The following is a 23614-nucleotide window of genomic DNA, read 5'->3' on the forward strand; positions in this document are numbered from 1 at the left end:
GTCAGCTCCTCACTCTCGGGTCGAGTGCGGCGTAGAGCACCTCGGACAGGGTCGACGACAGCAGCACCAGCACCGCGACGAAGAGGGTGGAACCCGCGACGGCATTGATGTCCTGCTGGGTCACGGCGTTGAGCTGGAACTGCCCCATGCCCCGCCACGAGAAGACGATCTCGAGCATGGTGGATCCGGCGATGAGCGTTCCGAAGCTGTAGGCGAAGAACGTCGACATCGGGATCAGCGCGATGCGCACGCCGTGACGGAAGAGCGCCTGCGTGCGCGGCAGCCCCTTCGCGCGTGCCGTGCGGATGTAGTCGGCGCCCAGCACGTCGAGCATCATGCTGCGCTGATAGCGCGAGTACGACGCGGCGCTGATGAGCACCAGGGCGAGGGTGGGCAGCAGCAGGTGCACCGCGCGGTCGGCGATCATCGGCCAGAAGCCCTCGACCCCGGCGGTGTACTCGCCGGTGAACCGGATGAGCTGCGTGCCGGCGGCGTTGTTGAGGTTCGTCGCACCGATCATGAGCAGCACGCCGATGACGAAGGTCGGGGTGGCGAAGACCAGGTACGAGGCGTACGTCGTCACCTGGTCGGTGGCGCGGTACTGGCGCACCGCGCCCCACACGCCGATCAGCACGCCGACGACCGCTCCGATGAGCGAACCGATCAGCAGCAGGCGCAGGCTCGTGCCGGCGCGCGTGGCGATCTCGGTCATGACGTCCTGACCGCCGATGGTCGTGCCGAGCGAGAACTTCGTGAACAGGTTCACGAGCCAGTTCCACAGACGCACGAGGATCGGCACGTCGGGGTTGGCACCCAGCGCGTTCAGGCTCGCGATGATCGAGTCCTCCGGCGGACGCGGATTCATGCCGTAGAAGCGATCCTGGGGCCGCAGCAGCGCGCTGCCCAGCACGTACGCGAGGCACGTCGCGAGCAGGCTCAGGACGGCGTAGTTCAGAAACCGTCGCAGAACGTACAGCGTCATGAGGTGCGCGAACCCGTCCGGAGCACGTCGGGGGTGAGCATCATGGTGGTCCTCTCGCCTTCGAGACCCCCGCCGATTCATTTGCCTGGCTAAGGATCTTCAGCGACCCTACGTCGGCTATCCATGAAACGCATGCCGGGGGAACACACTTTTCACGACCGTAACAAAGCTCTTACATGGCGCTTTGCCACCGCGGACTTCGTCGAGAGCTACATCGCGCTCAGCCAAGACCGCCTGAGATGAACAAAGCGATCATAACCCAGCAGATGAGAACCAGCAGGGAAATGACCGAGGGGATGTCCCACGCGCGGCGGACGACGCCGCTCTTCGGAGCCGACGCGCGAGCGGACTCCCACGCCTCCTGGATCAGCTGCAGGTCGCGGACGGCCGGGGGCTCGCGGCGACCACGGGCGTCGTCTCGACGCAACGCGGGGCGACCGGGGCGACCGGCGACGGGGCCGCCGAACGCCTTCACCACGCGCGGCTCGTCGGTGCGTACCTCGAGCTGCCAGCGCATGTCGATGTCGCTGATGCGCGCCCAGGCGATGTCCACGATACGCAGCGGGTTGTGGACGCGGATGCCGTCGGCGTCGATGCGCACGTGCGGGGCGAAGAGCAGGGCGTAGACGGCCCACAGCGCCAACAGCACCCAGGGCGCGAGCAGGAGCATCTCGCCCACGCCGGCGCGGAGCGCGGCATCCCCCAACAAGACGACGGCGAGCACCGCGGCGACGATCAGCCCGACGATCGACGACGGGGCGCGGAACACCCGTGGATGCTCCGCGCCCCGGAAGCGCTCGTCGCGCGTCACGCGCCGCCCAGCGACAGGGAGGCGCCGGGGATGGCGTCGAGCAGGCGACGCGTGTACTCCTGCGACGGCTGGGCGAAGATCTCGTCGACGGTCCCCTGCTCCACGAGCTTGCCGCGCTCCATGACGCACACCAGGTCGGCGGCGACGCGGACGACGGCGAGGTCGTGCGTGATGAACAGGTAGGTGAGGCCGAGCTCGGACTGCAACTCCGCCAGCAGCTGGAGGATCTGCGCCTGCACCAGCACGTCGAGCGCCGAGACGGCTTCGTCGAGCACGAGGATGTCGGGCTTGAGCGCGAGCGCGCGCGCGATGGCGACACGCTGACGCTGTCCGCCGGACAGCTCGTTCGGATAGCGGGATGCCAGCTCCTGCGGCAGCGCGACCTGCTCGAGCAGCTCTTCCACACGCGCGCGACGCGAAGCGTTGTCGCCCACCTTGTGGATGTTGAGCGGCTCGGCGATGAGGTTGCCGATGCTGCGGAGCGGGTCGAGCGAGCCGTACGGGTCCTGGAAGACCGGCTGCATGCGGCGGCGCAGGTTGAAGGTGTCCTTCGCGCTCAGCTTGCCGGTGTTGACGCCGTCGACCTCGATCGAGCCCGAGGTGGGCTCTTCGAGCTTGAGCACCATCTTGGCGATCGTCGACTTGCCGGAACCCGACTCGCCCACCAGCGCGAGCGTCTTGCCGCGCGGGATCTCGAACGAGACCCCGTCGACGGCGCGGAACTGCTCGCTGCGGAACCCGCCCTGGCGGATCTTGTACTCCTTGACGAGGTCGGTGACCTTGACCGTCGCCGGGGCGTCGATGTCGGATTCGCGCAGGATGCCGCGGTCTTCGACCTTCGCCTGGATGCGCTGCGACGCGATGCTCGGCGCGGCCGCGACGAGTCGCTGCGTGTACGGGTGCTGCGGGTTCTCGAGGATCTCGCGGCTCGGTCCCGACTCGACGATCTCGCCCTGGTTCATCACGACGATGGTGTCGGCACGCTCGGCGGCCAGGCCCAGGTCGTGCGTGATGAGTAGCACCGACGTCCCCCGCTCACGGGTGAGGGATGCCATGTGGTCGAGGATCACGCGCTGCACCGTCACGTCGAGGGCCGAGGTCGGCTCGTCGGCGATGAGCAGCTTCGGGTCGGCCGCGAGGCCGATGCCGATGAGCGCGCGCTGGCGCATACCGCCCGAGAACTGGTGCGGGTACTGGTGCAGACGACGCTCGGCGTCGGCGAGACCGGCCTGCTTGAGCACCTCGATCGCGCGCTTCTCGATCTCTTTACGGCCGGTGGCGATGCCGTTCGCACGGATCGCCTCCTTGACCTGGAAGCCGATGCTCCACACGGGGTTGAGGTTCGACATCGGGTCCTGCGGGACGTAGCCGATGTCCTTGCCGCGCACCGACTCGAACTGCGTCGAGGTGAGGTCGGTCAGCTCACGCCCGTCGAGCGTGATGCTGCCGGCGGTGACGTGACCGGTTCCGGGGAGCAGGCCGATGACCGCCGATGCGGTGGTCGACTTGCCCGAGCCCGACTCGCCGACGATGGCGACGGTCTGGCCGGGGTACACGTCGAGGCTGACTCCGTGGAGGACCTCGCGCGTTCCGCCCTCTCCCTCGAACGCGACCTTCAGGTCGCGCACGGACAGCAGCGGCGTCATAGTGGCGTCGCTCATCGGCGGGCCCTCGCTCTCGGGTCGATGGCGTCTCGGATGAGCTCGCCCAGCAGGATGAAGGCCAGCACCGTGACGGTCAGGGCGATCGACGGCCAGATCAGCGCCGCGGGCGCGATACGCAGCGACTGCTGCGCCTGGCTGATGTCGTTACCCCACGACATGGTGTCGCCGCCGAGGCCGACGCCGAGGAACGACAGGGTCGCCTCCGCGACGATGGCCGCCGCGAGGCTGATCGTGGTGACCACGAGCAGCGGGGCGATGGCGTTCGGGATGACGTGCGTCAGAAGCGTCTTGAACCGCGTCTGGCCGAGCGCCTGCGACGCGGCGACGTAGTCGGCCTGACGCACACGCAGCACCTCGGCGCGCACGACGCGCGCCGTCGACGCCCAGGCGAACCCGCCGATCGCGAACGCCAGGGTGACGACGTTGCGGTACTGCGAGAACACGCTCATCACGACGATGGCCGCGAGGATGTAGGGGATCGAGAAGAAGATGTCGCCGACGCGCGAGATGACCGCGTCGATCCATCCGCCGTAGAAGCCCGAGAGCGACCCCATGATGAGGCCGATGATCGTGCCGATCGCGGTCGCGAGCAGACCCACCGACAGCGAGGTGCGCGCACCCCACACGATGCGGGAGAAGGTGTCGCAGCCCTGGAAGGTGAAGCCCAGGAGGTGACCCGACGTCGGACCGCCGTTGCTGTTGGACAGCTGGCAGTCGTTGTTCGGCGGCACCTGGGTGAACAGGGTCGGCCACACGGCCATGAGGATGACGACGGCCATGACGGCCAGCGCGATCCAGAAGGTCGGGCGACGGCGGAGGTCGCGCCACGCGTCGAGCCACAGGTTGCTCTTGCGGGCGGCGACGCGGACGGCGTCGACCGAGATGGTCTCGGTCTTGATCGGCGCGACGTAGTGCGGCGCCGGGAACTGACTACTTGACATAGCGGATCCTCGGGTCCAGGAGGCCGTACAGGAGGTCGACGACGAGGTTGACCAGCACGTAGATGATGACGAAGACGGTCACGAACGAGACGACCGTGGGGCCCTCGCCGCGGATGGTGGCCTGGTACAGCGTGTTGCCGACACCGGGGATGTTGAAGATGCCCTCGGTGACGGTGGCGCCGACCAGGAGCACACCGAAGTTCGTCGCGGAGTTCGTGATGACCGGGATGAGCGAGTTGCGCAGCACGTGCACGGGGATGACGCGGCGACGCGACAGGCCCTTGCTGTAGGCGGTGCGCACCCAGTCCTGGTTCAGCGTGTCGATGACCGAGCCGCGCATGAGGCGCATGCTCGTGGCGAAGAGGCTGAAGCCGAGCACGATGGCCGGCAGCCACAGGTCGCCCCAGTTGTTCTGGGCACCCACCGTCGGCCGGAACCAACCGAGCTGGATCGCGAGGAAGTACTGGGCGAGGAAGCACGCCACGAAGATCGGCAGCGCGACGAACAGCAGCGCGATGATCAGCGCGACGTTGTCGAACAGCTTGCCCTTGCGGATCGCCGAGATCGTGCCGACGACGACGGCGAGGACGAGCTCGATGGCGAGGGCCATGACCGCGAGGCGCCCGGTGACGGGCAGCGTGCGGGCGAGCACCTCGTTGACGGACTGGCCCGAGAAGGTGGTGCCGAGGTCGCCCTGGAAGATCCCGCCGATGTACAGGAAGTACTGGACGATGAAGGGCTGGTCGAGGTGGTACTGCGCGCGCAGGGCTTCGACGACCTGGGGCGCGGGGGTCTTGTCGCCGAAGAGGCCGAGGATCGGGTCCCCCGGCATGGCGAAGACCATGAAGTAGATCAGCAGGGTGGCCCCGAAGAACACGGGGAGGACCTGCAGCAGACGTCTGAGGATGTAGCCGAGCATCCGCTCTCTTTTCGAACGTGGGAAACGCCTCATCCGACGTTTTCTTGGGGGGCGTGGGCCCGAAAAGGACCCGTGCCGTTTTATCACACGTCGTGATGAGGCCTGGCTGGCAGACCGCGAGGCGGTGACGAATCCGTCACCGCCTCGCGGGTGAGATCGGAAGGGTTACTTCGTGATCTCGTAGTACAGCGGAACCGAGTTCCACCCGAACTGGACGTTGTTCACGCCCTCGGCGTAGCCGCCGGTGACGTTGGAGTACCAGAGCGGGATGGCCGGGAGGTCCTGCAGCAGGATCTCCTGAGCCTTCTGGAAGTCGGCGTTCTGCGCCTCCAGGTCGGTCTCGGCGATGCCGGCGGTGAGCAGCTGGTCGAACTGGGGGTTCGAGTAGTCACCGTCGTTCGACGAGGCGTCGGTCGCATACAGCGGGCCGAGGAAGTTGTACAGACCGGGGTAGTCGGCCTGCCAACCGGTGCGGAACGCGGTCTGGATGCTGCGGTTGGTGATGGCCGACCGCGCTTCCTTGAACGTCGGGTACGGTGCGCCGGACGCGTCGATGCCGAGGGTGTTCTTGACCGAGTTCGTCACCGCGTCGACCCAGGACTGGTGTCCACCGTCGGCGTTGTAGGCGATCTGGAAGGTGCCGCTCCAGGGCGAGATGGCGTCGGCCTGGGCCCACAGCTCCTTCGCCTTGTCAGCGTCGTACTTCAGCACGTCGGCGCCCGTGAGGGAGTCCGACCAGCCCGCGATGACCGGCGAGGTGAAGTCGCTGGCCGGGGTACGGGTGCCCTGGAAGATGGTCTCGGTGATCTCATCGCGGTTGATGGCCATCGAGAGCGCCTGACGACGCAGCTTGCCCTCTTCGCCGCCGAAGTGCGCGAGACGCTCCGGAATCGTGAACGACTGGAAGACCGCGGCCGGCTGGTTGACCGCACGGTCGCCCAGGTCGGACTCGAAGGTCGCCAGCGACGACGAGGGAACGCCGTCGATCACGTCGACGTTGCCGCCGAGGAGGTCGGCGTACGCGGCATCCTGGGTGGCGTAGAAGACGATGGACAGGCCACCGTTCTGAACCGTGCGACCGCCCTGGTAGTCGTCGTTCTTGACGAGGTCGATCTGCACGTTGTGCTGCCAGGCACCGTCGCTGGCGAGCTTGTAGGGGCCGTTGCCGATCGGGTTCTCACCGAATGCAGCCATGTCGTTGAACGCGGCGTCGGGCAGCGGGAAGAACGCCGAGTAGCCCAGGCGCAGCGCGAAGTCGGCGGCGGGCTTGGACAGCGCGATCGTGAAGGTGTAGTCGTCGACCTTCTGCAGACCGGTCAGCTCGGAGTCCGCGTCGTAGCTGAAACCGACGATGTCCTCGAAGAAGTAGCTGTTCAGCTGGTTGTTCGACAGCTGAGCGCCGTAGTTCCACGCCTTGATGAAGTTGTCGGCCTTGACCTCGGTGCCGTCCGTGAACTTCTGGCCCTTCTTCAGGGTGACCGTGAGGTTCTGGGGGTCGTTGGTGACGATGGACTCGGCCATGTCGTTGACCGGGGCGCCGGTTCCGTCGTAGTAGACCAGACCCGCGAAGATCGAGTCGAGGATCTTTCCTCCGCCGACCTCGTTGGTGTTGGTGGGGATCAGCGGGTTCTGCGGCTCGGAGCCGTTCGTCCGAATGATCGCCGTGGCGTCGCCGCCCGATGACGAGCCGCCGCCGTTGTCTCCGCCGCCCGAGCAGCCGGCGAGCATGAGCCCGACAGCTCCCAGCAGGGCGAGACCGGAGAGGGCAATCTTGTTGCGCTTCACAGTTCCTCCAGGGAAGGGATGATCGTCGCCCGCGCAGGGCTTTCACGCAGCACAAGGCACGTCAAAGATCCGTCGGGCAGGATGAGAACACACTAGGCACGTTTACCCAGGTGCCCCAAACTTCTCTGAAAAACGTTACACAGCATTTACTCTAGAGGGTCTCGATGGAGCAATCTGACAAGCGGGGGCACTTCGCTCGTTCCGCGGACTGGACGTATCCTCCTACGCTGGAGCGCTCCGACGGCTACCGCCGGAAGCGGCTCGGCTGGGAGATCGCGATCGTGCTCCTGGTCAGCGTCGGCCAGTCGGCGATCTATTCGGTCGTCTCGTTCGTGCGCGCGGCGACCCGAGCACCGATCTCGCAGCAGCAGACGCAGCTCAACCCGTCGCGCAGCGCGGAACCGCTGTGGGACGCGATCTACCAGTTCTTGGACATCTTCTTCTCGCTCGCCCTCGTGGCCCTGGCGGTCTATCTGCTGTGGGAGCCGGCGAACAATGCGCTGCGTCGGATCGGGCTCGACTTCCGCCGCTTCGGGACGGACCTGACCCGCGGCGTCCTGCTCGTGGTCCTGATCGGTGCCCCCGGCATCGGCGTCTACGCGATCGGCCGAGCCATCGGGCAGAGCATCGCGGTCATCCCCGCTCCGCTGGACTCGTCGTGGTGGGTTATCGCGCTGCTCATCCTCGCCGCGTTGCGCGCCGGCCTCACCGAGGAGGTCATCTTCCTCGGCTTCCTCTTCGACCGTCTGCGGCGTCTCGGCTGGTCGTGGACGTGGATCATCGTCTCGACGGCCCTGCTGCGCGGCAGCTACCACCTCTACCAGGGCTGGCCCTCGGCACTCGGCAACGTCGTCATGGGCCTGGTGTTCGGCTGGTGCTACAAACGGTGGGGTCGGGTGATGCCCCTGGTGATCGCGCACACGATCATCGACATCGTCGCCTTCGTGGGGTACCCCCTCGCGGCAGCCTGGTGGCCCGGGATCTTCGCCCCCACCCCCGCACCGTCGCCGACCTCCTGAGCGTCAGGACTGCGGCGGCGACCAGGTCCAGAACGCCGGCGGCAGACCGTCGGGCTCGGAGGTGTAGGTCACTCCCCCGACGCCCGCGGCGCTGACCACGGCGCCCGTGCGCTCGAGCAACGGCACGCCCGCGTATGCGGCGAACAGCGACCGATCGATGAGCTTCGCCTCGGCGAGCACGTCGACCGGGTCGGTGTGCGTCGTCAGGTCGTCGAAGAGCTCCTCGGTGTCACCGCCGTCGATACCCTCGGCGATGCGGTCACGCGCCGACCGGTAGAGGCTCTCATCCTCTCCGACCCAGGAGAGCGTGGCATCCGGAGTCTCCGTCGCGGTGGCCGCGCGCACGGCGATCCCGGCCTTGGCCGCCATCGACACGAGGCGCGGGAACACCAGCGACGAGGTGGCGTCGGTCGAATCGTAGGCCACGCGCAACACGGCCGCGCCGTCGCCCAGCGCCGAGCGGGCGCCGTTCACATCGGGACCGGTGCCCGGCGCCCCGTTGCCCGAGACGAGGTCGTTGTAGAGCTGACCGGTGGCGGGCGAGGACAGGAACGACTGGAGCGGCTGGGCGTCGGGACGCACGGAGCCGAGGACGTCCTGCACCAGCGACGCGCGGTCGAGCGACAGCGTCATCGCCTGACGCAGATCGGATGCCGTGGAGGTGGCGAAGCGGAGCTGAAGGGTCTCGGACGTCGGGCCGACCTGCACGCTGTAGCCCGCATCGGTCAGCGTCTTCTGCTCGGCGACGTCGAGGTCGCCGACGTTGGCCACATCCACCGTCCCCGCTTCGAGCGCGGACAGCTGCGCCGCGCGATCGGGGAAGAACCGGACCGTGAGCCCCTCGAGCCCCGGATAGTGCGCCCCCTGGTAGCTGTCGCGACGAGCGAGCTGCAGGGTGTCGGCCGTGATCTCGGAGACCGTCCAGGGGCCCGACGAGACGACACCGGCGGGGTCGGTGTCCGCTGAGACGGCGAAACCGGTGTTCCACGCCTGGGCCGCGGCGGCGAGCACGGGGTTCGGGGCCACCGGTGCCTGCGGATCGCCCTCGGGCGCCGTGAGGATGGCGGTGAGGAGGTCTTTGACGCTCACGCCGGCGCGCTGAGCGACGACGTGGACCGGGCGGTCGAGCAACCACTGACGGTTCCAGTCCGCGAACGGCTGGTCGTAGGTGAGCATCAGCGTGTCGTTGGCCCGGTCGAGGCGCGGACGCGTCGTGCGGGCGTTGGGGTCGGCGGGGAGGGCGGTGTCGAAGTAGCGCGTGCCCGAGACCACCTGCCCGTTGGCGTCGTAGGTGGCGTCGTCGAAGAAGTGCGACGTGACGGCCCAGCCGAAGAGCAGGTCGTCGAGGGTGACCGGGGTGCCGTCCGACCAGACGCGGTCGGAGAACAGCTCGTAGCTCACGGTGAGGGGGTCGCCCTCGACGCGCGTGATGCGACCGAGTCCGTTGTTGGGCACGACCTGCAGGTTGCCGTCGAGGGAGCCGAGCTTTTCGTCGAGCAGGGCCGACACCGCCCGGTTGGCGGCGGTATCTCCCGTGGCGCTGGCGGCGTTGAAGCTGGTGAGCGAGCCGACGACGCCGACGGTGAGGCTGGTCCGCTGCTCCTTGGCGGGCTCGGGCGCGGGGTCGGCCGCCGAACAACCGGCCAGAGCGAGACCGGCGGCCACGAGGAGGGCGATCACCCGTCCGGGGCCGCCACGGCGTCGAGTCGGTCGAGGAACATCGTTCAGCCCGTGGTGCACAGGGGAACTTTACTAAACGCCCCCTGAGGATCTCCCGGTCTGCCGCGCGCTGCTGGACACGACGAGACGGCACCCCCGCTCAGCCCGACCGCGACGTGCGGAAAGGGTGTCGGCGGGAGGCCGTCTCGTCGAGGGCCGGACCGGGGTCAGGCGAACGCCTCCGGGGGCGGGCACGAGCAGACGAGGTTGCGGTCGCCGTAGGCCTGGTCGATGCGGCGCACCGGGGGCCAGTACTTGCCACGGATGAGCGAGCGCACGGGGTACACGGCGGTCTCGCGCGAGTACGGGTGCTCCCACTCCCCCACCACGACCGTCTCGGCGGTGTGCGGGGCGTTGACCAGCGGGTTGTCGTCGGCGGGCCACTCCCCTGCGGCGACCGCGAGGGCCTCGTGCTTGATGGCGATCATGGCATTCACGAAGCGATCCAGCTCGGCGAGGTCTTCGCTCTCGGTCGGCTCGACCATCAGGGTGCCGGCGACCGGGAACGACATCGTCGGGGCGTGGAAGCCGTAGTCGATGAGGCGCTTGGCGACATCGTCGACGGTGACGCCGGTCTGCTCCTTGAGGGGGCGCAGGTCGAGGATGCACTCGTGAGCGACGAGCCCGCCCTCACCCGCGTACAGCACCGGGTAGTGCTCGCGCAGGCGCGTGGCGATGTAGTTGGCCGAGAGCACCGCCGCGGCCGTCGCCTGGCGCAGCCCCTCGGCGCCCATCATGCGCACGTACGCCCACGAGATCGGCAGGATGCCGGCGGACCCGTGCGGCGCGGCCGAGACCGGTCCGCCGTCGAACGTGCCGCCGGCGTGGTCGGCGCGCTGCGAGAACGGGTGCGAGGGCAGGTACGGGGCCAGGTGCGCCTTCGCCGCGACCGGACCGACGCCGGGTCCGCCGCCGCCGTGCGGGATCGCGAACGTCTTGTGCAGGTTGAGGTGCGACACGTCGCCGCCCAGGTCGCCGAAGCGGGCGAAGCCCAGCAGCGCGTTGAGGTTGGCGCCGTCGACGTAGACCTGTCCGCCGGCGTCGTGCACGGCCTGCGTGATCTCGAGCACGTCGTGCTCGTACACCCCGTGGGTCGAGGGGTACGTGATCATGAGGGCCGAGAGCTCCGCCGCGTGCTGCGCGATCTTCGCGCGCAGGTCGCCGAGGTCGACGTTGCCGGCCTCGTCGCACGCGACGACGACGACCTTCATCCCGGCGAGGATCGCCGACGCGGCGTTGGTGCCGTGCGCCGACGACGGGATGAGGCACACCGTGCGCTCGGTGTCGCCGCCTGCGAGGTGGTAGCCGCGGATCGCGAGCAGGCCCGCGAGCTCGCCCTGCGACCCGGCGTTCGGCTGCAGAGACACCGCGTCGTAGCCGGTCACCTCGGCGAGCCACCGCTCGAGCTGGTCGATCATCTCGAGGTAGCCATGCACGTCGGCCTCGGGCGCGAACGGGTGCACGCGCGAGAACTCCGGCCACGACACCGCCGCCATCTCCGTGGCCGCATTGAGCTTCATCGTGCACGACCCGAGCGGGATCATGCCGCGATCGAGCGCGTAGTCGCGTTCGGCGAGCGTCTTGAGGTAGCGCATCATCGCCGTCTCGCTGCGGTGCGCGTGGAAGACGGGGTGCGTGAGGAACTCGTCGTCGCGGTGCAGGGCCGCATCGATCCCGCGCAGCGCCTGACCCTCGGGCAGCGCTTCGATTGCGAGACCGAACGCCTCGAGGATGGCCGAGACATCGGCATCCGTCGTCGTCTCATCGACCGAGACGCCCACGGTCGCGTCATCGACCCAGAGCAGCTGGTAGCCGCGCTCGCGGGCGCGGTCGACCACGTCCTGGGCTCGCCCCGGAACGTGCACGCGCACGGTGTCGAAGAAGGCGTCGCTCGCGAGGGTCAGATCGAAAGAGCGGAGAGCGGATGCCAGGGCGTCGGCCTTGCGCGCGGTCCGCGTCGCGATCGCGCGAAGCCCGTCGGGCCCGTGGTAGACCGCGTACATCGCGGCCATCACGGCCAGCAGCACCTGAGCGGTGCAGATGTTCGACGTCGCCTTCTCGCGGCGGATGTGCTGCTCACGCGTCTGCAGCGACAGGCGGTAGGCGGGGGCGCCGACGGCATCCTGAGACACTCCGACGAGGCGGCCGGGCAGCTGACGCTCGAGGCCCGCGCGCACCGCCATGTAACCCGCGTGGGGTCCGCCGAAGCCGAGCGGCACGCCGAAACGCTGGGTGGTGCCCACCGCGACATCCGCGCCGAGCGAGCCGGGCGAACGCAGCAGGGTCAGGGCGAGCAGGTCGGCGGCGGCCACGACGAGACCGCCGGTGGCGTGCACCGTCTCGGCCACGGTCGAGAAATCCCATATGCGGCCGGTCGCGCCCGGGTACTGCACGAACGCGCCGAACGCCTCGGGCAGATCACCCTCGTACGAGGTCTCGATGATCCGGATGCCGACGGCCGCGGCGCGGTGGTGCAGCAGCGCCTTGGTCTGCGGAAGGGCGTCGACGTCGACGAGGAAGACATCGGTCTTCGCCTTCGAGGCCCGGCGGGCGACAAGCATGCCTTCGACGACGGCGGTGGACTCGTCGAGCATCGACGCGTTCGCCGTTGCAAGCCCGGTGAGGTCGGTCACCATCGTCTGGAAGTTGATGAGCGCCTCGAGCCGGCCCTGCGAGATCTCGGGCTGGTAGGGGGTGTACGCGGTGTACCACGACGGGTTCTCGAGGACGTTGCGCGCGATCACCGACGGGGTGAAGGTGTCGTAGTAGCCGAGACCGATCATCGGGCGGGCGGAGCGGTTGGCGGATGCCAGCTCCCGCAGTTCCGCGAGGGCCTCGGCCTCGCTTGCCGCGGGCGGGATCGAACTGGTCGCGCGGGGCTGCACATGGATGGAGGCCGGGACCGCGGTCTCGACGAGCGCGTCGACGCTGTCGTAGCCGACGACCTCGAGCATGTGCGCCTGCGCGTCGGCGCCGATACCGATATGGCGATCGGTGAAGGCTGCCGGGGTGCCCGCAGCCGTGCGGGGAGGAAGGAGAGTGCTCATGCGGTGAGGTCCTCGTAAGCGGCGCGGTCGAGCAGGTCGGCGGGGAGGTCGCCCTCGACCCGGATCTTGATGAGCCATCCGCCGGCGAAGGGCTCGGCGTTGACCAGGGAGGGGTCGTCGACGACGGCGTCGTTGACCTCGACGACCGTGCCGCTCAGGGGCGCGTAGAGCTCGCCGACCGACTTGGTCGACTCGATCTCGCCGCAGACGTCACCGGCGGAGACGGCCGAGTCGGCGCCGGGCAGCTCGACGAAGACGACGTCGCCGAGCTTGTCGGCGGCGAAGTCGGTGATCCCGACGGTGGCGATGTCGCCCTCGAGGGCGATCCACTCGTGCTCGGAGGTGTAGCTGAGGGAGGTGAGGTCGGTCATGCGTTTCTCCGATAGAAGGGAAGGGCGGTGACGGTCGCGGGGATACGGGTTCCGCGCACGTCGAGGGACAGTTCGGTTCCGATGGCGGATGCCGCGGGGGCGACGAATGCCATGGCCACGGGGTGGCCGAGGGTGGGGCTGAGGGCGCCGCTGGTGATTTCGCCCACAGTGTCGTCTCCGTGCAACACGGCGTAGCCGGCGCGGCCCGCGCGGCGGCCCTCCGACACGAGACCCACCAGCACGGGGGCGTCGGCGGGACCGGACGACAGGCCGTCCTTGCCGACGAACGCCTCTTTGTCGACGGCGACGACGCGGCCGAGACCCGCCTGCGCAGGGACGATGTCGCGCGAGAGCTCGTGACCGTACAGCGGCATGCCGGCCTCGAGGCGCAGGGTGTCACGGGCGGCCAGACCACACGGCACGAGGCCCCGGTCGGCGCCCGCCGCGAGAGCGGCATCCCACAGGGCAGCGGCCTGCGCGGTGGGGATCATGAGCTCGTAGCCGTCTTCGCCGGTGTACCCGGTGCGGGCGACGAACAGCGGCGCGCCGCCGAAGGTGCCCTCGGTCCAGGCGTAGTAGCCGAGCTCGTCGAGGGCGGTGCCCGTGATCTCGACACCCGGGATGGAGCTCAGGATGCCGCGGGCCTCGGGGCCCTGCAGAGCGATGAGGGCGTAGTCGTCGGTGACATCGACGACCGAAGGGGTTTCGGACTCTCCGTCCGGCGCGGGCACCCACGTGCGCCGAGCCAGGTCGAACGCCGCGGCCACGGCATCCCGATTCCCGGCGTTCGAGATGACGAGGAAGCTCTGCTCCCCCGTGCGGTAGACGATGACGTCATCGACGATGCCGCCACTCTCGGCGAGCACGAGCGAGTACTTCGCCTTGCCGATCTTCATGGTCGACAGGCGCCCAGCGAGCACGTAGTCGAGGAAGGCGGCCGCGGCCTGACCCTCGACCTGGAACTCCGCCATGTGCGAGATGTCGAAGAGGCCGGCGGCCTCGCGCACGGCGCGGTGCTCGGCGAGGTCGGAGGTGTAGCGCACGGGCATGTTCCAGCCGCCGAAGTCGGTGAACGAAGCGCCGAGGGCTTCGTGCCGATCGTTCAGCGGGGACGTGCGCGGTGGAGCGGGGGTTTCGGTCATGAGTTCTGCCGTTCGCGATGACGGACAGACGCCGGGCGGCGCCTGAAGAACTCCCCCTCTGTCATGGGCCTGAGAGTTTCACCGCGCGGCTCGCGCGGCTTTCACCGTCGGCGGGCTCGGGGACGTGGCATCCCGAGCCTCTTTCCAGAGTGGCCCGATCGACGCGGTACGCGTACCTGAGAGATTGGCGGGGAGGCTTGCTCCTTCGGTGTCCGGCTGCGTTCGCCGGAGCTCTCCCGCATCGATCATGGGGCCGGTGTGGACTTGTGGGGTCAGCCTAGCGGAGCTTGGGCGGGCGCCGTGAGATGTTCAGCAGCGAAGCCGTGGGCATCTGGACGCTCGGCGCCGCGTGGAGTGCGTTCATGCAGGGGGATGCCGACGGCGCCCTCACCCTGGCACGCGAAGCGACGCACGAGCTGGCGTGGAGGGATCTCCTCGCCTTCGAGGGTCTCGCGATCGGCACGCGCGCGACGGTCGCCGCCTGGCTCGGCCGTCCTGACGAGGCCCAGGAGTGCCTGGCCCGGCTCACCCCGGGCATGCGCGCCCTGGTCATCACCGACCTCGAGGCGGCTCAAGCCGAATCGTGGCTCGCTTTCCGCGCGGGTGAGCCGTCTCCGGCCGCGTCCGTCGAGCGTGCGGTCGAGGCCGCCGAGGGGCGTCACCACGACTGGTGGCTCGCGCTCGCCGCGCTCAGCGCGATCCGCATGGGGCAGCCGTCCGCGGTCTGCGCGGTGCTGCGACGGCTTCCGGCCCACCACTCCGGCGCGTCGGTGCGCCTGTTCCTCGCCTACGGCGACGCGCTCGAGCAGGGGGATCCCGCCGCGCTCGTCGCCGCGGCCCAGGGGCTCGAGACGGCCGGATACCTCGCCGCCGCCTACGACGCCGCCCGCCAGGCCCTGGCTCTCGGCGCCCACCCCGACGCGGCGTCCGCCGCCCGTCGCGCTCGCGTCATCGTCACGCGCGTCGGTGCCGTTCTGTCGCCCTCGCCGACGGCGCGTTCGGGCATCGCCGACCTGCTCACCGCGCGTGAATGGGCCGTGGCGAGCGCCGCCGCAACGCGGGCACGCAACCGCGAGATCGCCGAGAGCCTGGGCCTGTCGCACCGGACGGTCGAAAACCACCTCGCGGCCGTCTACCGCAAGCTCGGGGTGAGCGGTCGCGACGAGCTCCGCGAGGTCGTCACCGCCGCCGCGATCGCGTGATCTCGCACCACCCGCGGGTCGCCAGCCGGGACGCGGGCCCTCGGTCCTCGCCGCGTGCGGCCTGTCAACCTCGCGTGCAGCTCCCGGATGCCACGGGTGCCGACAACGATCCCATCTGCGCCATCACCGGCTCGAGCTCGGCGGGAGTCATGGCGTAGCCGACATTGTCGTCGGTGTCGGAGCGGGCGAACACGATGCCCGCGACCTGGCCGTCGGTGGTGAGCAGCGGGCCCCCGGAGTTGCCAGGGCGCACGATCCCGGCGATCGCGTAGATGTCGCGCGGGGCGGAACTGTCGTCGTAGATGTCGGGCACGGGGACCGTGCCCTCGGAGATGATCTGCGCGCTTCCAGAGGTGAACGGTCCGCCTCCGGGGTAGCCCTGCACCACCGCCGGCGAGCCGACCGCAAGGGTCGACACGATCGGCAGGGTCCGCGCGTCGAGCTGGTCGACCGAGACCACGGCGATGTCGTCGATCGGGTCGAAGTAGACCACCCGGCCCTCACGCGCCGGTTGCCCGGGCAGCTCGACGAGCGGCGTGTCGACACCGGCCACGACGTGCGCATTGGTGACGACACGGTCGTCGGCGGCGACGAAGCCCGATCCGCTCGAGGTGATGCCGCACGCGTACGCGGTGCCCGAGATGCGCGCCACCGACTGCGCGGCCTGGGTCAGCGCGGGGTCGTCGAGGGCGATGTTCGGAGTGGTGGGGACCGGGCCGATCTGGATGAGTTCACCCAGACGAGGGATGCCGTCGGCGAAGATCGTTCCGCGCAGGTCGGCGAGCGCCCCGCGCACGGGTGCCGGGGTCAGCTCGTCGATCGTGCGGACGACGCTCGATGAACCGAGGGCCGCGGAGACGACGGGCACGCCCACCGGAGTGAGGGAACCGGCGACGAAGGAGATCGTGAGGGCGGCGGCCGCGACGTTCACGACCCCGCCGAGGAGGCGCTCGGGGATGCGCAGCTTGATGCGATCGGCGCCGCGACGGAAGAACCCGCCCACGGCGCTGCCGAGTCCCGAACCGATCAGCAGCAGCAGGACGCCCGCGCCGATCATCGCGGCGCCGCGCCACGAGGGGTCCGTGACCCACTGGCCCACGAACGGAACCGCCCAATAGGCGGCGACGGCGCCGAGTGCGAGGCCCGCGAAGAAGCCGATGGTGGCGAGGAAGCCCCGCGAGAGGCCCACGGCGAGAGCGATCGCCAGAAGGGCGATCAGGGCGATGTCGACGATCGGCATCCGACCTCCTGTGTTCGCATCGAGGCTAGGCCGCGCGTCTGGGAGAACGCTTTCTACGCGCGGGGCCGTCCGCGGGCCCGGCCATCCATGGCCCCGGGGCGTCCAACGTGGCCCCAGGGCCACGCCGCGCGCCCACCCCGCAACCGCCACCGCGGATTCGCCCTTCGAGTCGGAATGACACTAAGATCGGTCCCGGAGATATGGTCACCATGACACGAACCCCTGAACCCGAGCCCCGCGACGCCGACGTGCGCGTCGCGGTGTCGACCGTGATCTTCAGCGTGCGCCGCGACGCCGACGACGAACCCGTCCTCTCGCTCCCCCTGGTTCGCCGCACGCGCGACCCCTTCGACGGGCGGTGGGCGCTCCCCGGCGGGTGGCTCGACGCGAGCGAGGGCCTGGATGCCGCGGCATCCCGAACCCTCGCCGAAACGACCGGCCTCACCCCCAGCTACCTCGAGCAGCTGTACGCGTTCGGAGCCGTGGACCGCTCCCCCACTCGCGTGGTGTCGATCGTGTACTGGGCGCTGCTGCGCTCCGACGAGGTCGACGCGCAGGTCGCCGCTCATGCCCGCGAGGGCGACGCCCCCGAGAACGTCGAGTGGTTCGACGCGACCGACCTGCCGGCCCTGGCCTTCGACCACAACGACATCGTCGAGTACACGCTGTGGCGCCTGCGCAACAAGGTCGGCTACAGCCGCATCGCGCACGGCCTGCTGCCCGACGAGTTCACGCTCGCGGACCTCCGTGAGGTGAACGAGACGATCCTCGGCAAGCGCCTCGACCCCGCGAACTTCCGCCGCCAGGTCGACACGAGCGACACCCTCATCCCGACCGAGCGCTTCCGCACCGGAAGCCACCGCCCCGCCCGCCTGTACCGCTACAACCGCGATGTGGAGCTCGCCGACCGCGGCCCGCTCCCGTCCCGTCACTGATCGGAACGCCCATGTCCGCCACACCCCTCACCCTGCAGCCCCGCCCCGCGATCGACCCCAGTGTCGACCACGCGATCCAGGCGATCGTGTCGGGCGCCTCGACCGATGCGACCTGCACCACCGACCTCGCCGTCGGCCCCTGGGACTTCGACACGCGCCCCGGTTACGGCCCTGGCTCGTCGATGGGCGACGTCATCCCCACCGGCGCGCCGCGCCAGGGCCAGCTGCCGCAGGAGTACCGCGACGCCTCCGACGACGAGCTCGACGCGCGCATCCGCGCCGCGAAAGAGACCCTCGGCGACCGGGTCGTCGTGCTCGGGCACTTCTACCAGCGCGAAGAGGTCGTGCGTCACGCCGACTACGTGGGCGACTCGTTCCAGCTCGCGAACGCCGCGAAGGAACGCCCCGAGGCCGAGGCGATCGTGTTCTGCGGCGTGCACTTCATGGCCGAGACCGCCGACCTGCTCTCTCGCCCCGACCAGGCCGTGATCCTGCCGAACCTCGCGGCGGGCTGCTCGATGGCCGACATGGCCGACATCGACCAGGTCGAGGAGTGCTGGGAGCAGCTCGAAGACGTGCTCGGAGACCTCGAGACCCCGGATGCCGAGGGCCTGGTCCCCGTGATCCCGGTGACGTACATGAACTCCAGCGCGGCCATCAAGGGCTTCGTCGGCCGTCACGGCGGCATCGTCTGCACCTCGTCGAACGCCCGCACGGTGCTCGAGTGGGCGTTCGCGCGCGGCCGCCGCGTGCTGTTCTTCCCCGACCAGCACCTGGGCCGCAACACGGCGAAGGCGATGGGCGTGCCGCTCGAGCAGATGCCGATGTGGAACCCGCGCAAGGCGCTCGGCGGCTCGACGGCGGAACAGCTCGAAGACAGCCGCGTGATCCTCTGGCACGGCTTCTGTTCGGTGCACCGCCGCTTCACCGTCGAGCAGATCGACAAGGCCCGCGCCGAGCACCCGGGCGTCCGCGTGATCGTGCACCCCGAGTGCCCGATGGACGTGGTCGACGCCGCCGACGAGGCGGGCTCGACCGACATCATCCGCAAGGCGATCGCCGCCGCGACCGAGCCCACGACCTTCGCGATCGGCACCGAGATCAACCTCGTGCAGCGCCTGGCCGCCCAGTACCCGCAGCACGAGATCTTCTGCCTCGACCCGGTCGTCTGCCCCTGCTCGACGATGTACCGCATCCACCCCGGCTACCTCGCCTGGGTGCTCGAGTCGCTCGTCGCGGGCGAGGTCGTCAACCGCATCACGGTCCCGGCCGACGTCGCCGAGCCCGCGACCGTCGCTCTCGAGCGCATGCTCGCGGCCAAGCCGAACGGCGCGGTGAAGTGACCACCGTCGTCGTGGTGGGCAGCGGCATCGCCGGTCTCACGGCGGCGCTGCACGCGACGGATTCCGGATGCCGGGTGATCGTCGTCACGAAGGGGTCCCTCGACCAGACGAACACGCGGTGGGCGCAGGGTGGGATCGCCGCGGTGACCTCCGCCGCCGACACCGTCGCCTCGCACGCCGCCGACACGCTGACCGCCGGCGCGGGCCTGAATGATCCGGATGCCGTGGACGTGCTCGTCGGCGAGGGCCCGGCCCGCATCGCCGAGCTCGTCGAGCGGGGGGTGGCGTTCGACCGTGCCGCCGACGGCGACTTCTCGCGCGGGCTCGAGGCGGCCCACGCCGTGGCGCGCGTGCTGCACGCCGGCGGGGATGCGACGGGGGCGGCGATCCAGGCTGCTCTCGGCGCCGCCGTCCGCGCCGCGGGCATCGGGGTGCGCGAGCACGCGCTGCTGCGCGATCTGGTGCTCACGGACGGCCGGGTCATTGGGGTCGAGCTCGACGGCGGCGAGCGCCTGATGGCCGATGCCGTGATCCTGGCCACGGGCGGGGCGGGGCAGCTCTACGCCCACACCACGAACCCGCGGGGCGCGACCGCAGACGGCATTGCCGCGGCGATCCGCGCGGGCGCCGCCGTGGCCGATCTGGAGTTCGTGCAGTTCCACCCGACCGCCCTCGCCGTGGGAGCGCCGTTCCTCGTGTCGGAAGCGGTGCGTGGAGAGGGCGCGACCCTCATCGACGACACCGGCCGCCGCTTCGTCTTCGACGCCCACCCCGACGGTGATCTCGCCCCGCGCGACGTCGTGGCCCGCGCGAACGCCCGCGCGATGGCCGCGCAGGGCGGTCACCCCGTGCGCCTCGACGCCACCGCGATCGGCGGCGAGCGCCTCGCGCAGCGTTTCCCCACGATCGACGCCGCCGTGCGGGAACGGGGTCTCGACTGGGGCCGCGAGCCGATCCCGGTGACCCCCGCGGCGCACTACCTGATGGGCGGGGTCGTCACCGATCTCGACGGACGCACGACGATTCCCGGGCTGTACGCGGTGGGCGAGACCGCCCGCACGGGCGTGCACGGCGCCAACCGTCTGGCATCCAACTCCCTCCTCGAGGGCGCGGTCTTCGGGGCGCGCGCGGGTGACGCCGTCGCCCGCGACACGGTCTGGCCCGTCGCCGCCGGTGTGTGTGCCGCTCTCGCGGAGGTTCCGGATGCCACGGCCCCGCGCTTCACGCGCGCCGCGCTGCAGGAGCTGATGTGGGCCGACGCGGGGCTCATGCGCGACGCGTCGGGCCTCACCCGGGCGGCCGGGGTCCTCGCCGCATGGCGCGCGGACCCCGATCCCCAGTCGGTGGAGGACGCCAATCTCCTGCTCGTCGCGTCGCACGTGGTCGATTCGGCGCTGCGGCGCACGGCATCCGTCGGCGCGCACTTCCGCTCCGATGCGGAGATCGGTTCGGTCACTGCCCCGGCGGCCGGCGCCGACACTCGCGTCCCCGCCTCCGTCGTTGCGGTCGATGCCGCCGCGACCGACGCCGACCCGCGCGTCGCCGCACCCGCCCGCGTGCCCGCCGCCGCGGCATCCGTCCCTTCCTCCCCCTCTTCGAAGGTGCTCGCATGCTGACCCGCTCCGCCATCGACCGTGTCGTCTCCGCCGCTCTCGAAGAAGACGCCCCGTGGGGCGATCTCACGAGCGAGACACTCATCCCCGAGACCGCGGTCGCGCGCGCCGAGCTGGTCGCGCGGGTCGACGGGGTGTTCAGCGGGGCTGCGGTGTTCGCCGCGGCCTTCACCCTGACCGATCCCTCGATCACGGTCGAGCAGCGGGTTGCCGACGGCGAGCGGTTCTCCCCCGGAGACACGCTCGCCGTGGTCACCGGCCCCGCACGCGCGGTGCTGACCGCCGAGCGCATCGGCCTGAACTTCGTGCAGCGCATGTCGGGCATCGCGACCCTCACCGCCCGCTACGTCGCCGAGGTCGCCCACACCGGGGCGCGCATCGTCGACACGCGCAAGACCACGCCCGGCCTGCGCGCGATCGAGCGGCAGGCCGTGCGCGACGGCGGCGGACACAACCACCGGTTCTCGCTGTCGGATGCCGTTATGGCCAAGGACAACCACCTCGCCGTGCTGACCGCGCAGGGTCTGTCGGTGACCCAGGCACTCGAGAGCGCGATCGCGCGACTCCCGCACACGACGCACGTCGAGGTCGAGGTCGACCGGCTCGACCAGATCGACGCGGTGCTCGCGGCGGGGGTCGGCACGATCATGCTCGACAATTTCTCGCTCGACGACCTGCGCACCGGTGTCGCCCGCATCGCCGGCGCCGCGCAGGTCGAGGCGTCCGGCGGCGTGACTCTTGAGACCGTCCGCGCGATCGCCGAGACCGGCGTCGACGTCATCTCGGTCGGAGCGCTCACGCACTCGGCATCCGCCCTCGACCTCGGGCTCGACATCCGCATCGAGACGGCGTGAGCCTCTACCTCGACAACGCCGCCACCACCCCCGTGCGCCCCGAGGTGCTCGAGGCGATGACGCCGTACCTCACGCGCGTCTTCGGCAACCCGTCGAGCCACCACGAGGTGGGTGAGGCCGCGGCATCCGCTCTCGACGACGCCCGTCGTCGCGTCGCCGCCGTGCTGGGCATGCGCCCCGGAGACGTGCTGTTCACCTCGGGCGGCACCGAGTCGAACAACGCCGCGATCAAGGGGATCGTTCTCGGGTCGGGGCGGAAGCACCTCGTCACCACCGCGATCGAGCACGAGTCGGTGCTCGCCTCGGCCGACTACCTACACCGCCTGCACGGCGCCGAGGTCACCCACGCGCCCGTCGACGACACCGGCACGCTGACGCCCGACGCCCTCGCCGCGGTGCTGCGCGACGACACGGCCCTGGTGTCGGTCGGCTACGCCAACAACGAGATCGGAACGGTCCAGGATGCCGCCGCTCTCGCCGCCGTCGCGCACGCTCGCGGAGTGCCCCTGCACCTCGACGCCGTGCAGGCGGCGGGGTGGCTGCCGCTTTCGGGGACGGGGGCGGATGCCGTGACCATCGCCGGACACAAGCTCGGCGCCCCGAAGGGTACGGGAATCCTGGCCGTACGCGGGCGCCTGCCGTTCGAGCCCCTGCTGCACGGGGGCGGGCAGGAGCGCGGGCGCCGCTCGGGAACGCCCGACGTCGCGGGGGCCGTGGGGATCGCCACGGCGTTGACGATCGCCGAGACCGAGCGGGCCGAAGACGCCGCCCGCGTCGCGGCCCTGCGCGATGCGTTCATCGCGCGCGTGCTCGCCGTGGTGCCCGGTGCCCGCCTCACCGGTCACCCGCACCGGCGCCTGCCGGGCACCGCGAGCTTCGTCTTCCCCGGAACCAACGGCGAGACCGTCCTGCTCGAGCTGGAGCGCCGGGGCATCGTGTCGTCGAGCGGCTCCGCGTGCGCCGCCGGGAGCGACGAGGCCTCCCACGTCCTGCTGACCGTGGGGCTCGCGCACGACGACGCCCGCACCGCCGTGCGCTTCACCCTCCCCCACGGGCTGCGTCATTCCCTCGACGCCGTCGCAGATGCCGTCGCCGACGCCGTCAGCGCCGTAGGCTCGCGCGGGTGAGCTCCACCCCCGTCACCGTCATCGTCCCCGGATTCGACGTCGCCGCCTTCGCGGAAGAGGCCCTCGATTCGCTCCGCGCGCAGACGCACCAGCGATGGACCGCCGTCCTCGTCGACGACGCCTCCAGCGACGACACCGCCCGGATCTTCGCCGACGCCGCCTCCGCCGACCCCCGTTTCCGGCTCGAGCGCCACACCGCGCAGCGCGGCCTGGGGGCCGCCCGAAACACCGGACTGTCGCTCGTCGACACCCCGTACATCGCGTTCCTCGACGCCGACGACCGTTTCCGCCCCGACGCCCTCTCGCGCCTGGCCGACACCCTCGATCGCACCGGCAGCGACTTCGCCGTCGGCGCGTACGTTCGCCTGCGACCGGATGCCGACACCCCCCGCTACACCGCGGGAGAGGTGCAGCCCTGGGTCCTGGCATCCACGTCCCCCGCTCGGGAAAGGACCACGATCGCGGAGCATCCCGCGGCCTCGGGGAACATCGTGGCGTGGTCGAAGATGAGCCGCGCGGCCTTCTGGGACGCGCATGGCCTGCGCTTCCCGGAGGGGCGGTACTACGAAGACCAGGTGCTCACGCAGCGCATGTACACAGCCGCGACGGCGTTCGATGTGATCCCCGACGTGATCGTCGAGTGGCGGCAGCGCCGCGAGGGCGGGTCGATCACCCAGCGGCTCGGCGAGCTGGGCGTGCTGCGCGACTACCTCGAGGCCCTCGGTGAGGGGATCGCGGTGCTACGCGAGGCAGGGGCCGACGCCGCCGTACGCGAGCGGGGTGCGTTGATCCGCACGCTCGACCTGCCGCCGTTGCTGCGCATCGCCGAGACGCACCCCGACCCCGCGTACCGCATCGCGCTGGACGCGTTCGTCGAGTCGCTGCCCGGCTGAGCCGTCG

19 protein-coding genes and 1 riboswitch are annotated in these 23614 nt (G+C 70.3%); of the genes, 8 read left to right on the forward strand and 11 right to left on the reverse strand.

Translation table 11 applies throughout. From position 1 onward, the window contains the following. Position 1 precedes the first annotated feature (1 nt). From F9B98_RS11880 to F9B98_RS11905, 6 genes are all read right to left on the reverse strand, one after another. Complete coding sequence (locus F9B98_RS11880; protein WP_150957620.1) at positions 2-982, reverse strand: ABC transporter permease; 981 nt, start codon at positions 980-982, stop codon at positions 2-4. A gap of 220 nt (positions 983-1202) precedes the next feature. Then, the gene (locus F9B98_RS11885; protein WP_225310318.1) at positions 1203-1751 is read right to left on the reverse strand and encodes a PH domain-containing protein; all 549 of its coding nucleotides are present in this window, start codon (positions 1749-1751) and stop codon (positions 1203-1205) included. Between the two features lie 38 nt (positions 1752-1789). Next, on the reverse strand, positions 1790-3454 hold the full coding sequence (locus tag F9B98_RS11890) for an ABC transporter ATP-binding protein (protein ID WP_150957625.1): 1665 nt from the start codon (positions 3452-3454) through the stop codon (positions 1790-1792). Next, on the reverse strand, positions 3451-4398 hold the full coding sequence (locus tag F9B98_RS11895) for an ABC transporter permease (RefSeq protein ID WP_150957627.1): 948 nt from the start codon (positions 4396-4398) through the stop codon (positions 3451-3453). The genes F9B98_RS11890 and F9B98_RS11895 overlap by 4 nt, the downstream gene beginning before the upstream one ends. After that, positions 4388-5317, reverse strand: a complete 930-nt coding sequence (locus F9B98_RS11900) for an ABC transporter permease (protein WP_150957629.1) — start codon at positions 5315-5317, stop codon at positions 4388-4390. The genes F9B98_RS11895 and F9B98_RS11900 overlap by 11 nt, the downstream gene beginning before the upstream one ends. 165 nt (positions 5318-5482) lie before the next feature. Next, positions 5483-7102 carry a peptide ABC transporter substrate-binding protein gene (locus F9B98_RS11905; RefSeq protein ID WP_225310319.1) on the reverse strand — a complete coding sequence of 540 codons (1620 nt, stop codon included), beginning with the start codon at positions 7100-7102 and terminating at the stop codon, positions 5483-5485. A gap of 164 nt (positions 7103-7266) precedes the next feature. On the opposite strand from F9B98_RS11905, the gene F9B98_RS11910 reads away from it, so the two are divergent. After that, the gene (locus F9B98_RS11910) at positions 7267-8121 is read left to right on the forward strand and encodes a CPBP family intramembrane glutamic endopeptidase (protein WP_150957631.1); all 855 of its coding nucleotides are present in this window, start codon (positions 7267-7269) and stop codon (positions 8119-8121) included. Between the two features lie 3 nt (positions 8122-8124). Here the strand turns inward: F9B98_RS11910 and F9B98_RS11915 are convergent, their stop codons facing one another. The 4 genes from F9B98_RS11915 to gcvT form a co-directional block, all read right to left on the reverse strand. Then, positions 8125-9861 carry an ABC transporter substrate-binding protein gene (locus F9B98_RS11915; RefSeq protein ID WP_150957633.1) on the reverse strand — a complete coding sequence of 579 codons (1737 nt, stop codon included), beginning with the start codon at positions 9859-9861 and terminating at the stop codon, positions 8125-8127. Positions 9862-10007: 146 nt separating this feature from the next. After that, positions 10008-12887, reverse strand: a complete 2880-nt coding sequence (gene gcvP, locus F9B98_RS11920; RefSeq protein WP_150957635.1) for an aminomethyl-transferring glycine dehydrogenase — start codon at positions 12885-12887, stop codon at positions 10008-10010. Further along, complete coding sequence (gene gcvH / locus F9B98_RS11925; RefSeq protein ID WP_150957637.1) at positions 12884-13258, reverse strand: glycine cleavage system protein GcvH; 375 nt, start codon at positions 13256-13258, stop codon at positions 12884-12886. Before gcvH ends, gcvP begins: the two co-directional genes overlap by 4 nt. Then, a complete protein-coding gene (gene gcvT, locus F9B98_RS11930; RefSeq protein ID WP_150957639.1) occupies positions 13255-14400 on the reverse strand; it encodes a glycine cleavage system aminomethyltransferase GcvT in 1146 nt (381 codons plus the stop codon). Before gcvT ends, gcvH begins: the two co-directional genes overlap by 4 nt. Positions 14401-14554: 154 nt before the next feature. After that, positions 14555-14649: riboswitch (glycine riboswitch) on the reverse strand. 56 nt (positions 14650-14705) lie between these two features. Between gcvT and F9B98_RS11935 the strand changes: the two genes are divergently transcribed. Beyond that, positions 14706-15602 (forward strand): helix-turn-helix transcriptional regulator, encoded by an 897-nt coding sequence (locus F9B98_RS11935; protein ID WP_150957641.1) that lies wholly within the window; start codon positions 14706-14708, stop codon positions 15600-15602. A gap of 64 nt (positions 15603-15666) precedes the next feature. On the opposite strand, the gene F9B98_RS11940 is transcribed toward F9B98_RS11935, so the two are convergent. Beyond that, positions 15667-16842 (reverse strand): MarP family serine protease, encoded by a 1176-nt coding sequence (locus tag F9B98_RS11940; RefSeq protein WP_150957643.1) that lies wholly within the window; start codon positions 16840-16842, stop codon positions 15667-15669. Between the two features lie 209 nt (positions 16843-17051). On the opposite strand from F9B98_RS11940, the gene F9B98_RS11945 reads away from it, so the two are divergent. Genes F9B98_RS11945 through F9B98_RS11970 form a run of 6 tightly spaced genes read left to right on the forward strand, consistent with a single transcriptional unit; the run spans position 17052 to position 23607 of the window. Continuing rightward, positions 17052-17777 carry an NUDIX hydrolase gene (locus F9B98_RS11945; RefSeq protein ID WP_412177038.1) on the forward strand — a complete coding sequence of 242 codons (726 nt, stop codon included), beginning with the start codon at positions 17052-17054 and terminating at the stop codon, positions 17775-17777. An 11-nt stretch (positions 17778-17788) separates the two neighbouring features. Next, positions 17789-19120 (forward strand): quinolinate synthase NadA, encoded by a 1332-nt coding sequence (nadA, locus tag F9B98_RS11950; RefSeq protein WP_150957646.1) that lies wholly within the window; start codon positions 17789-17791, stop codon positions 19118-19120. Continuing rightward, positions 19117-20736, forward strand: coding sequence for an L-aspartate oxidase (nadB, locus tag F9B98_RS11955; RefSeq protein ID WP_150957648.1), 1620 nt, complete (start codon positions 19117-19119; stop codon positions 20734-20736). The genes nadA and nadB overlap by 4 nt, the downstream gene beginning before the upstream one ends. Next, positions 20730-21587 (forward strand): carboxylating nicotinate-nucleotide diphosphorylase, encoded by an 858-nt coding sequence (gene nadC / locus F9B98_RS11960; protein ID WP_150957650.1) that lies wholly within the window; start codon positions 20730-20732, stop codon positions 21585-21587. The genes nadB and nadC overlap by 7 nt, the downstream gene beginning before the upstream one ends. Continuing rightward, on the forward strand, positions 21584-22714 hold the full coding sequence (locus F9B98_RS11965) for a cysteine desulfurase family protein (protein ID WP_150957652.1): 1131 nt from the start codon (positions 21584-21586) through the stop codon (positions 22712-22714). The genes nadC and F9B98_RS11965 overlap by 4 nt, the downstream gene beginning before the upstream one ends. Next, positions 22711-23607: a glycosyltransferase family 2 protein gene (locus tag F9B98_RS11970; protein ID WP_150957654.1), complete on the forward strand. Its 897-nt coding sequence runs from the start codon at positions 22711-22713 to the stop codon at positions 23605-23607. Before F9B98_RS11965 ends, F9B98_RS11970 begins: the two co-directional genes overlap by 4 nt. The last annotated feature ends 7 nt before the right edge of the window (positions 23608-23614 follow it).

It is taken from the genome of Microbacterium testaceum StLB037 (assembly GCF_008763945.1).
In the GTDB taxonomy this organism is placed as follows: Bacteria; Actinomycetota; Actinomycetes; order Actinomycetales; family Microbacteriaceae; genus Microbacterium; species Microbacterium testaceum_G.